We start from the raw sequence: 11940 nt of genomic DNA, 5'->3' as shown, positions 1-11940 counted from the left end.
CCCCATGACAGCCATCACCGTCGAGCGCACCATTGGTACCACCAAGAAGGCTGTGCTCGCCGGTCTCGGCGCTTACAACGACGAGAAGTTTGGGAAGCAGAAGGTCAAGAGCATCGCGGTTTCGCTGAAGGACGGCCGCAAGATCGTCGGCGGCATCGTCGGGCAACTCTGGTCCACGGTTCTGTTCATCCAGTACTTCTGGATCGACCAGAAGCAGCGCGGCAAGGGTCACGGCACGAAGCTGATCGCGGCGATCGAGGACGAGGCAAGACGGCTCGGCGCGATCCGGGCCCATGTCGATACGATGAGTTTCCAGGCGCCGGGCTTCTATCGTTCTTGCGGGTATCAGGAATTCGGCACCATCGACGGCTATCCCGGCGGCGTGACGCGCCATTCGTTTACGAAGTCGCTATGAGCACATCATCATCCAACTCCAAATTCCGCAACAACAAGGAAGCGCCGACCGAGCCGTTCAAGCGCTCGGTCGCCTCCTGTCTCAAGGCGATCGCGAAATCGCCCGAGCTCGATGTCTCCTTCGCCGCCGAGCGGCCGGGCCTCGCGCCCGGCAAGGCGCGGCTTCCGGAGCCGGCGCGCAAGATGACCAAGCGTGACGCCGCCATCGTGCGCGGCCACGCCGATTCCATCGCGCTCAAGATCGCCTGTCACGATCCCAAGGTTCATCGCAAGCTGATGCCCGGCAATCCGCAGGCGCGCGGCGTGTTCGAGGCGGTGGAGCAGGCCCGCGTCGAGGCGATCGGCGCGCGCCGCATGGCGGGCGTTGCCAAGAACCTCACCGCGATGCTCGACGACCATTTCCACCGCGGCAAGTTCGACGAGATCACCGACCGCGCCGACGCGCCGCTGGCGGACGCGCTGGCGATGCTGGTGCGCGAGCGCCTCACCGGCATGGCGCCGCCGACGGCGGCCAAGAAGATGGTCGACCTCTGGCGGCCGATCCTCGAAGACAAGATCGGCAGGCGGCTCGACCGGCTCGACGGCGTGCTCGAGGATCAGACCAAGTTCGGCGATGCCGTGCATGATCTGTTGTCCGCGCTCGAGCTCGGCGACGAGCGCAACGCCGACAGCGAGGACAACGACGAGAACGAGGAGAACCAGGACGGCGACAATGACCAGTCCGGCGCCGAGGGCTCGCCCGATTCCGATGCCGCGCAGGAGATGAGCGCCGACCAGGCGCAGGCAACATCCGAGGAGATGAGCGAGAGCGCGATGGAAAGCGCGCAGGCCTCGACCTCCGACACCTTCGACGACGGCGAGCTCGGCGACGACGAGACGCCGGGCGAGGCGACGCGCCCGAACCAGCACGGCAGGAACGAGCCGCGCGGGCCGGAATATCACGCCTTCGCGCCGAAGTTCGACGAGGTCATCGCCGCCGAAGATCTCTGCGACCATGACGAGCTGGAGCGGCTGCGCGCCTATCTCGACAAGCAGCTCGCACATCTGCAAGGCATCGTCGCCCGTCTCGCCAACCGGCTGCAGCGCCGCCTGATGGCGCAGCAGAACCGCGCCTGGGAGTTCGACCTCGAAGAGGGCATCCTCGACCCTGCGCGCCTGTCGCGCGTCGTCACCGATCCCTATCATCCGCTGTCCTTCATGCACGAGAAGGAGGCGACCTTCCGCGACACCGTGGTGACGCTGCTGCTCGACAATTCCGGCTCGATGCGCGGCCGCCCGATCACGGTCGCCGCGACCTGCGCCGACATCCTCGCGCGCACGCTGGAGCGTTGCGGCGTCAAGGTCGAGATTTTGGGCTTCACCACGCGGGCCTGGAAGGGCGGGCAATCGCGCGAGGCGTGGCTTGCCGCCGGCAAGCCGGCCAATCCCGGCCGCCTCAACGATCTCCGTCACATCATCTACAAGTCGGCCGATGCTCCCTGGCGTCGTGCGCGCAAAAACCTTGGCTTGATGATGCGCGAGGGGCTGCTGAAGGAGAACATCGACGGCGAGGCGCTGGACTGGGCGCACAAGCGCCTGCTCGGCCGGCCCGAGCAGCGCAAGATCCTGATGATGATCTCGGACGGCGCGCCGGTCGACGATTCCACGCTGTCGGTCAATCCCGGCAACTACCTCGAGCGGCATCTGCGCCATATCATCGAGGAGATCGAGACCCGCTCGCCGGTCGAGCTGATCGCGATCGGCATCGGCCATGACGTGACGCGCTATTATCGCCGCGCCGTGACGATCGTGGACGCCGAGGAGCTCGGCGGCGCGATCACCGAAAAGCTCGCCGAGCTCTTCAGCGAGACCAACACGGCGCCAACGCAAGCGGCCGGTCGCCCGCGACGCAAATTGCATTCGTGAGCACGATTTCATCCCGCCGCAGCTTTCTCAGGCACGCCGCGGCGGGATTCTCCACATTCGCAGTCTCCAGGTTCGCGCAGGCGCAAGCCGCGACCGAGCCGCCACCGCGCCCGCTTCAGGTCGAGCACGCCGTCGCGGCGCCCGTCAGCGTCGAGGTCAACGCGCGCAGCATTCCCAATTTCGAGCCGCGCGACCGCACGCGCACGCGCTTCGGCTCGCTGGACTATCGCAGCGGCCTGGTGCTGACCTCGCCCTATCGCGGCTTCGGCGGCCTGTCAGGCCTCCGCTTCCTCGACGGCAAGGGCGAGCGTTTCCTCGCGATCTCCGACCAGGGCGGCTGGTTCACCGGCAGCATCCGCTATTCCGGCCGCGACATGGTCGGCCTTGCCGACGTCGAGGCCGCGCCGCTGCTCGGCGCCGAAGGGCGGCCGATCACGGAAAAGCACCTCTGGTGGGATTCGGAATCGATCGCGCGCGACGGCAGCCTCGTCTATGTCGGGCTCGAGCGCGTCAACCAGATCCTGCGCTACGATTTTGCCAAGGGCGGCACCCGCGCCCGTGGCGAGGTGATTGCCGTCCCAGCCGCCTTGCGCAAGCTGCCCTCCAACAAGGGGCTGGAGGCGATGGTCGTCGTGCCCAAGGGCAAAGACCAGAACCTGCCGCTCGCCGGCACCCTGATCGCCTTCTCCGAGCGCGGGCTCGATGCCGACGGCAACCTCATCGCCTTCCTGATCGGCGGTCCCACGCCCGGCCAGTTCAGCGTGCGGCGTACCGAGAAATACGACATCAGCGATGCCGTGCTGCTTCCCTCCGGCGAACTGCTCATCCTCGAACGCAAATTCTCCTGGTTCACCGGCGTCAACATCCGCATCCGCGCGATCCCGCTGAAAGCAATCGCGCCCGGTGCGCTGGTCGATGGCCCCGCGCTGTTCGCCGCCGATCTCGGCCACGAGATCGACAACATGGAAGGCATCGACGCCCACGTCACGGCCGAGGGGGAGACGGTGCTGACCCTGATCTCCGACGACAATTTCTCGATGCTGCAGCGAACCCTGCTGCTGCAATTCACGCTGGCGGAGTAGGGTAGTCTCTCTCCCGTCATTGCGAGCGCAGCGAAGCAATCCAGAATCTTTCCGGGGCGGCAGACTGGATTGCTTCGCTGCGCTCGCAATGACGATGGGAAGTCTGGCTCGCGTCAAACCGGCATTGCGGAAATGCACGCTGTGGGTACCCGCCATTCCCGCCGCGCAACTAGCAATCCGCGCGTCCCTCACTACACTCTTCTCGCATTGCCCCTCCATCCTCCGGAACTCCCCGCATGAGCGCCCTGTTTTCCCCGATCAAGCTGCGCGGCCTGACCTTGAAGAACCGCCTCGTGGTGTCGCCGATGTGCCAATATTCGGCCGAGGACGGCGTCGCCACCGACTGGCACTTCACCCACATCAACAATCTCAGCCTGTCGGGCGCGGCGATGTTCTGCATCGAGGCGACGCATGTCGAGGCGATCGGCCGCATCACGCCGGGGTGCCTCGGGCTCTACAGCGATGCCTGCGAGGCCGCGCTGCATCAGATCCTCAATTCGGTGCGCAAGCATTCCTCCACCGCGATCGCGATGCAGCTCGCCCATGCCGGCCGCAAGGCTTCGAGCGCGCGCCCCTGGGACGGCGGCCAATTGATTCCGGAAGGGCAGGGCGGCTGGCGGACGGTGGCGCCGTCGGCGGTGCCGCACAAGGAGGGCGAGGCCGCCCCGCTAGCACTGGATGCGGTGGGCCTGAAGCGCATCCGCGAGGCCTTCGTCGATTCGACCAAGCGCGCCGCGCGGCTCGGCATCGACGCTATCGAGGTCCATGGCGCGCATGGCTATCTGATTCATCAATTCCTTTCGCCGATCTCCAACAAGCGCACCGATGAATATGGCGGCAGCCTCGAGAACCGCATGCGCTTTCCGCTGGAGGTGTTCGACGCGGTGCGCGCCGCGTTCCCTGCTGACAAGCCGGTCGGCATACGGGTGTCCTCGACCGACTGGGTCGAGGGCGGCTGGGATCTGGCGCAAACCATCGAATTCGCGAACGCGCTGACGGCGCGCGGCGTCGACTGGATCGATGCGTCCTCCGGCGGCGTCTCGCCGCTGCAGAAAATCCCGCTCGGCCCCGGTTATCAGGTGCAGTTTGCAGAGGCGATCAAGCGCGAGACCGGCCTGCCCACCATCGCCGTCGGCCTCATCACCGAAGCCAGGCACGCCGAGGAGATCGTCGCATCGGGCAAGGCCGACATGGTCGCGATTGCCCGCGGCCTGCTCTACGATCCGCGCTGGGGCTGGCACGCCGCCGCCGAGCTCGGCGGAATGGTCGAGGCGCCGCCGCAATATTGGCGCTCGCAGCCCTCGACGCAGAAGGCGCTGTTCGGCAAGACCACGTTCGGGGCGCGGTGAGGGCGAGTGTGGTGCGATGACGGCGCTATAAGCTCCGCTGTCGTCCCGGATCTGCGCTCCGCTCCGCGCGCTTGTCCAGGACGATTGCTGAGTGTGTTGCGCTCGCTCTCACCCCCGTCACGCATCCGTAAAACTCCTCGCCTTCCACCCACCGCAAAACTGGCCTAACCTCTCAGCATTCAACGCCTCGCGGAGGCTGGCCATGCATTTTCGTGTTCGTAAAACCGCCCATGTGTTCGAGCGCGTCGGTCTTGCCATGGCGGGGGCCGCGTGCGGATTGTTCGTCGGCGCCTATGTCGGCTCGGCGATCCCCACTCTCACCACGCAGGGCTTCCTGCTGCTGATGATGCTGCTCGGCGGCATCGGCTTCTATCTCGGCATCGACACGCCGCAGATGCCTTTCGACGATGCGCACAGCCAGATCGACGCCGCCGAGCTCATGAGCGCCGCCGGCACGCTGTGCGCCACGCTCACCGCCTTTGCCTCGGTCGCCGTGATCGTGCTCCGGCTCGATCCGCACATGGCCTGGACCTGGCTCGTCTTGGTCGGCTGGATTGCCGGCGTCGCCATGCAGATCGTCGCCGGCGCCAAGGCTAGGCTTCGGAAGTAGCTCTCTCTCATGACGCGCCCGCCTGAAGCGGGCATCTCGATGGATGGCCGCGGGAAAAGCTCGCAAGTCCGAGAGCCCGGTCCTTCACGGCAGGGTCTGGCCAGCCTCGACGGCCTTTCACTGCGTCGTCTCTCTCCCTGTCAACCCGTCATCCGGTCAGGGCATCGTTCGAAGCATTGCAAGCGCATCGGTCTTGAAGAGTTCATCTTTGCTGCCCATCTTGTGACGCCCGCAGGTAGAGGCGTACCCTGCATTTCCTGCGGCTTGGATGCGAGGACCTGGGGATGAGCGGACCGGACGGAAGCAGGCAGTTGATCAAAAAGCACGATTTCGTTCAGGTCAGCGCAATCGCCGGGCTTCTCGCCGCGGCATTCGCCCTGTCCGGCTGCGACAAGCCGGCATCGCAGGCTGCGGCCCCGCCACCGCCGCCGGTGACGGTCGCCCAGCCGGTCAAGCGCACGGTCACCGATTGGGACGAGTTCACCGGCCGCTTCGAGGCGGTGGAGGAGGTCCAGGTGCGGCCGCGGGTCGGCGGTTTCGTCAACTCGGTCGAGTTTCAGGACGGCGCCATCGTGCGCCAAGGTGATCTGCTCTACGTGATCGATCCGCGCCCGTTCGAGGCGGTGGCCACTCAGGCGGAGGGCCAGCTGTCCGACGCACGGGCAAGAGTCGAGCTTGCCAAGCGCGAGCTCGATCGTGGTCTGAATTTGGTGCAGACCAGCGCAGTCTCCGAGCAGGTCGTCGACCAGCGCCGCCAGGCCCTGCAGGCCGCGCACGCCGCCGAGATGCAGGCCGAAGGCGCGCTGAAGGCTGCCAAGCTCAACATCGAGTTCACGCATGTGGCTGCGCCGCTGACCGGCCGCGTCAGCCGCCATCTCGTCAGCCCCGGCAATCTCGTGCAGGGCAGCGACACCGGCACCTCGACGCTGCTCACGTCGATCGTCGCGCTCGATCCGATCTACATCTATTTCGACATGGATGAGGCAACGTTCATCAAATACAGCAAGCTGTGGTTCGAGGGGCGGCGGCCAAGCTCGCGCGATACGGCGAACCCGGTGCAAGTGACTCTCGCCGGCGAGACCAAGCCGTCGCACGAGGGCACCGTCAATTTCCTCGACAATCGGCTGGACGTCTCGACCGGCACGCTGCGCAGCCGCGCGGTGGTCAAGAACACCGATCTGTCGATCCTGCCCGGCCAGTTCGGCCGCGTCCGCCTGATCGGCAGCGCGCCCTACGAGGCGCTGCTGATTCCGGACGTTGCGATCGCGACCGACCAGTCCCGCAAGATCATCTTCGTGGTCAAGCCTGACGACACGGTCGAGGCACGCCCCGTGGTGCTCGGACCGCTCGACGACGGCCTGCGTGTGATCCGTGACGGGCTGAAGGCCGACGACCGCGTCATCGTCAACGGCATCCAGCGCGCCCGCGTCGGCGCCAAGGTCGCTCCCCAGACCGCGCAAGCCCCAGCCGGTGGCAAGCCATGAATCTCGGCCGTCTCTCCATCAACCAGCCCATCCTCGCGATGGTGCTGTCGATCGTGCTCCTGATCGTCGGCGCGCTCGCCTACACGACGCTGCCGGTCTCCGAATATCCGCAAGTGGTGCCGCCGACCGTCGTCGTCACCACGCAATATCCCGGCGCCTCGGCGCAGACCGTGTCCGACACGGTCGCAGCTCCCATCGAGCAGGAGATCAACGGCGTCGAGGACATGCTGTACCTCTACAGCCAGGCCACCTCGAACGGCCAGCTCACCATCACCGTCACCTTCAAGCTGGGCACCGATCTCGATAAGGCGCAAGTGCTGGTGCAGAACCGCGTCGCCATCGCGCAGCCGCGGCTCCCTGAAGAAGTCCAGCGCAACGGCGTCACCACGCGCAAGAACTCGCCCGACATCCTGATGGTCGTGTTCATGCTGTCGCCTGACGACACGTTCGACCAGCTCTACATCTCGAACTACGCCCTGCTGCAGGTCCGCGACCAGCTCTTGCGCATCGACGGCGTCGGCGACATCCAGATTTTCGGCGCGCGCGACTATTCGATGCGGCTGTGGCTCGACCCTGACCGGATCGCCAATCTCGGACTGACGTCGGCCGAGGTGCTGGCGGCGATCCGCGCCCAGAACGTGCAGATCGCCGGTGGCCAGATTGCCGAGCCGCCGATCGTCGACCGCGCCTTCCAGCCCAACCTCACCTTCACCGGGCGGTTGAAGGACCAGAAGCAGTTCGAGGACATCCTGATCAAGGCAGGCTCCGACGGCCGCGTCGTTCGCTTGCGCGACGTCGCCCGCATCGAGCTCGGGGCGCTGGCCTATTCCACCAACAGCTTCCTGCTGCGCAAGTCGGCGGTGGCCATGCTGGTAACGCAGCGGCCGGGCTCGAACGCGCTCGCGACCGCAAAAAACATCTCCGACACCATGACGAGGCTCAAGGAGAGCTTTCCCAAGGGCCTCGACTACAATATCGGCTACAATCCGACCGAGTTCATCGCCCAGTCCGTCCACGAGCTGATCAAGACCATCTACGAGGCCATGCTGCTCGTGGTCGTCGTCGTGCTGGTGTTCCTGCAGGGCTGGCGGCCCGCGATCATTCCGATCATCGCGATCCCGGTGTCGCTGGTCGGCACCTTCGCGGTGATGGCGGCGCTCGGCTTCTCCATCAACAATCTCACGCTGTTCGGCCTCGTCCTCGCCGTCGGCATCGTGGTCGATGACGCCATCGTCGTGGTCGAGAATGTCGAGCGCCATCTCGAGCACGGCCTCAGTCGTCGCGATGCCGCGCTGAAGACGATGGAGGAGGTCGGCGGCGCGCTGGTCTCGATTGCGCTGGTGCTATGCGCGGTGTTCGTGCCGACCGCGTTCCTCGGCGGCATTTCCGGGCAATTCTTCCAGCAGTTCGCCGTCACCATCGCGGTCGCGACCGCGATCTCCTGCTTCTGCTCGCTGACGCTCTCGCCCGCGCTGGCCTCGCAGATCCTCACGCCGCATGAGGAGAAGCGGCCGCCGGCGAGCTGGAATGTCATTGCGCGCGGCTGGAATGCGTTCACAGGCGTGTTCAACCGTCTGTTCGACCGGCTCTCGCATGGCTATGCCGGCCTCGCCAATTTCGTGATCCGGCATTCGGTGGTGATGCTGCTGTTCTACGTCGTGCTGATCGGCAGCGCCGGCTGGCTGATCGCGACCACGCCGCAGGGCTTCATCCCGGCGCAGGATCGCGGCTACGTCATCATATCGGTGCAATTGCCGGGCGCGGCGTCGCTGGCGCGCACCACCGAGGTCGTGCGCGAGATCGAGCGGATCTCGCTGGATACGCCGGGCATCGTTCGCGTCGCTGCCTTTGCCGGTTTCTCCGGCGCCACCCGCACGCAGGCCGGCAATGCGGCGGCGCTATTCCCTGTGTTCGACGAGCCGGAGGTGCGGCTGAAGAAGGGCCTGTCCGCCACCGCCATCACGGGCGAGCTGCGCAAGCGGCTGTCCGCGATCCAGGGCGCCTTCATCATCGTGATTCCGCCGCCGGCCGTGCCCGGCATCGGCACCGGCGGCGGCTTTGCCATCCGCATCCAGGACCGCCAGGGCCGCGGGCCTGAAATGCTCGCTGCGGCCACCGACGAGCTCGTCGCCGCCGCGCGCAAATCGCCCTCGCTGCTCGCCCCTTCGGTGTTCTCGCCGTTCACGGCGAACACGCCGCAGCTCTTCGTCGACATCGACCGCACCAAGGCGCAGAAGCTGGGTGTCCCCATTTCCAACATCAACGAGACGATCCAGACCTATTTCGGATCGACCTATGTCAACGACTTCAACCTGTTCGGCCGCACCTATCACGTCACCGCGCAGGCCGACTTCCCGTACCGAAAAGAGCCGAGCGATCTCGCGCGCCTGCGCACGCGCAATGCGTCCGGCGATATGGTGATGCTCGGCAGCGTGGTCGAGTTCAAGGACGTCTCGGGACCCGACCGCGTCGCGCGCTACAATCTCTACGCAGCCTCCGAGCTCCAGGGCGAGCCGGCGCCGGGCACCAGCTCGACCACCGCGCTCAACGCCATCAAGCAGCTCGCGAACGACACCTTGCCGAGCGGCTTCACCTTCGAATGGACCGACCTGTCCTATCAGCAGATTACCGGCGGCAATGCCGGGCTCTACGTATTTCCGATCTGCGTGCTGTTCGTCTATCTCGTGCTCGCCGCGCAATATGGCAGCTGGACGCTGCCGTTCGCGGTGATTCTGATCGTGCCGATGTGCCTGCTCGCCGCCACCATCGGCGTGCGCATCATGGGCCAGGACGTCAACATCCTCACCCAGATCGGCTTCGTGGTGCTGGTGGGACTGGCGGCGAAGAACGCGATCCTGATCGTCGAGTTCGCGCGCGACATCGAGAACGAAGGCAAGCCGCGGCTGGAGGCCGTCATCGACGCCTGCCGCTTGCGCTTGCGGCCGATCCTGATGACCTCGTTCGCCTTCATTCTCGGCGTGCTGCCGCTGGTGATCTCGACCGGCTCCGGCTCGGAGATGCGCCAGGCCGTCGGCGTCGCCGTGTTCTTCGGCATGATCGGCGTCACCCTGTTCGGCCTGCTGTTCACGCCGATCTTCTACGTCGTGGTGCGGAACCTCGCGGAAGGGCGGCGCGACAAGAAGCCGGAGGTGGTGGCCCCTTAAGTGCAAGTGGTGGCCACAGGCTTATCCTCACTCTCCGCCGTCGTCCCCGCGAAGGCGGGGACCCATAACCCCAGGGAGAAAGCGTTGGGCGAAGCGGTAACTCCGAGTCTTCGTCCAACTCGATCCTGTGGTTATGGGTCCCGGGCTCGCACTACGCGCGCCCCGGGACGACGGAGCGCGCAGAATCCCATACTAACGACCAATATGAAATGGATGGGCGCCCGCGGGGTTCTTCACTATCATCCGCGCGATTTCACAGAAGAATGCTGGAGATAAACATATGAAATCAGCACTTTGGGCCGCAGCGGCCTCGGCCCTCTTGATTGCGGTTCCCGCATCCGCGCAAGGCGTCAAGATCGGCATCCTCAACGACCAGTCCGGCGTCTATGCCGATTACGGCGGCAAATGGTCGGTCGAAGCGGCCAAGATGGCGATCGAGGATTTCGGCGGCGAGGTGCTCGGCCAGAAGATCGAGCTCGTCACTGCCGACCACCAGAACAAGCCGGATCTGGCCAGCTCGATCGCGCGGCGCTGGTACGACGTCGAGAATGTCGACATGATCACGGAGCTGACGACCTCCTCGGTCGCGCTCGCGATCCATGAACTCTCCAAGGAAAAGAAGAAGATCGACATCGTCGTCGGCGCCGCGACCTCGCGGCTGACAGGCGATGCCTGCCAGCCCTATGGCTTTCACTGGGCCTACGACACCCGCGCGCTCGGCGTCGGCACCGGCGGTGCGCTGACCAAAGCCGGCGGCGACACCTGGTTCTTCCTCACCGCGGACTACGCCTTCGGCTACGCGCTGGAGAAGGACACCAGCGAGATCGTCACCGCCAATGGCGGCAAGGTGGTCGGCTCGGTGCGCGTGCCGCTCAACTCCTCGGACTTTTCGTCCTTCCTGCTGCAGGCGCAGAGCTCGAAGGCGAAGATCGTCGGCCTCGCCAATGCCGGCCTCGACACTACCAATTCCATCAAGCAGGCGTCCGAATTCGGCATCGTCGCCAGTGGCCAGAAGCTCGCCGGCCTCCTGATGACGCTCGCCGAAGTCAACGGCCTCGGCCTTCAGGCCGCGCAAGGTCTGGTGCTGACCGAGGGCTATTACTGGGATCTCAACGACAAGACGCGCCATCTCGGCGAGCGCTTCCTCAAGCGCACCGGGCGGATGCCGAGCATGATCCACGCCGGCACCTATTCGGCGACGCTGAGCTACCTGAAGGCGGTCAAGGCCGCTGGCACCAAGGATCCGGATGCCGTCGCCAAGAAGCTGAAGGAGCTGCCGGTCGACGACGACTTCGCGCAGGGCGGCAAGGTGCTCGAGAACGGCCGCATGGTCCACGACATGTATCTGTTCGAGGTCAAGAAGCCCTCGGAGTCGAAGAAGCCCTGGGACTATTACAAGCTGCTCGCCACTGTCCCCGGTGACAAGGCCTTCTTCACCGCCAAGGAAAGCGGCTGCCCGCTGACGAAGTGAGGCTCTCCTGTCCCGGACGCGCTGCAGCGCGCCCGGGACACGACGCCCGCGTGATGCTAGGCTTCACTTCACCAACCGCAACACCACCGCCCCCAGCGCCCCGACCCACAGCGCCATGGCGGCGAGCGCCCGGATCGCGAAACCCGTGCCGCGCTTGGCCGCTGCTTGCGAATAGCCGACGAAATAGACGATACGGCCGATGATCCAGATCGCGCCGATCCCCGCCGCGATGGCGTCGCTGACATAGATCGCGAACAGCCAGAGCGCGGGCAGAACAATCGGCATCCATTCCAGCGTGTTCATCTGGATGCGGAAGGCCCGCTCGAAATCCGGATGGCCCGCCATCGCAGGCACTTTGACGCCGGTCTTGGTGCGCGAGCGTGAGACGTTGATGGCGGTGAAGAAATAAAATGCGATCGCCAGCAGCGTGACGAGCGCGGTGAGATGATACATCGCGAAAC

Annotated in this window: 9 protein-coding genes; 8 read left to right on the top strand and 1 reads right to left on the bottom strand. The window is 65.6% G+C overall.

Annotated features, from left to right (window positions below; all coding sequences use genetic code 11):
• Nucleotides 1–4: 4 nt before the first annotated feature.
• From DCG74_RS02215 to DCG74_RS02180, 8 genes are all read left to right on the top strand, one after another.
• Entirely contained in the window at nt 5–415 is a 411-nt protein-coding gene (locus DCG74_RS02215; protein WP_172786550.1) for an N-acetyltransferase, read from the top strand.
• Nucleotides 412–2319: a cobaltochelatase subunit CobT gene (cobT, locus tag DCG74_RS02210; RefSeq protein WP_172786551.1), complete on the top strand. Its 1908-nt coding sequence runs from the start codon at nt 412–414 to the stop codon at nt 2317–2319. Before DCG74_RS02215 ends, cobT begins: the two co-directional genes overlap by 4 nt.
• On the top strand, nt 2316–3401 hold the full coding sequence (locus DCG74_RS02205) for an esterase-like activity of phytase family protein (RefSeq protein ID WP_172786552.1): 1086 nt from the start codon (nt 2316–2318) through the stop codon (nt 3399–3401). Before cobT ends, DCG74_RS02205 begins: the two co-directional genes overlap by 4 nt.
• A 236-nt stretch (nt 3402–3637) precedes the next feature.
• Complete coding sequence (locus DCG74_RS02200) at nt 3638–4750, top strand: NADH:flavin oxidoreductase/NADH oxidase (protein ID WP_172786553.1); 1113 nt, start codon at nt 3638–3640, stop codon at nt 4748–4750.
• A 202-nt stretch (nt 4751–4952) separates the two neighbouring features.
• The gene (locus DCG74_RS02195; RefSeq protein ID WP_172786554.1) at nt 4953–5360 is read left to right on the top strand and encodes a hypothetical protein; all 408 of its coding nucleotides are present in this window, start codon (nt 4953–4955) and stop codon (nt 5358–5360) included.
• A gap of 284 nt (nt 5361–5644) precedes the next feature.
• Nucleotides 5645–6844, top strand: a complete 1200-nt coding sequence (locus DCG74_RS02190) for an efflux RND transporter periplasmic adaptor subunit (RefSeq protein ID WP_172786555.1) — start codon at nt 5645–5647, stop codon at nt 6842–6844.
• A complete protein-coding gene (locus DCG74_RS02185) occupies nt 6841–10008 on the top strand; it encodes an efflux RND transporter permease subunit (RefSeq protein ID WP_172786556.1) in 3168 nt (1055 codons plus the stop codon). Before DCG74_RS02190 ends, DCG74_RS02185 begins: the two co-directional genes overlap by 4 nt.
• 280 nt (nt 10009–10288) lie before the next feature.
• A complete protein-coding gene (locus DCG74_RS02180) occupies nt 10289–11479 on the top strand; it encodes an ABC transporter substrate-binding protein (RefSeq protein ID WP_172786557.1) in 1191 nt (396 codons plus the stop codon).
• Between the two features lie 63 nt (nt 11480–11542).
• Here DCG74_RS02180 and DCG74_RS02175 read toward each other — a convergent pair whose 3' ends face one another.
• Nucleotides 11543–11932 carry an MAPEG family protein gene (locus tag DCG74_RS02175; protein ID WP_172786558.1) on the bottom strand — a complete coding sequence of 130 codons (390 nt, stop codon included), beginning with the start codon at nt 11930–11932 and terminating at the stop codon, nt 11543–11545.
• Nucleotides 11933–11940 lie beyond the last annotated feature (8 nt).

It is taken from the genome of Bradyrhizobium sp. WBAH42, assembly GCF_024585265.1.
In the GTDB taxonomy this organism is placed as follows: Bacteria; Pseudomonadota; Alphaproteobacteria; order Rhizobiales; family Xanthobacteraceae; genus Bradyrhizobium.
This window is presented reverse-complemented; position numbering and strand designations above follow the sequence as displayed.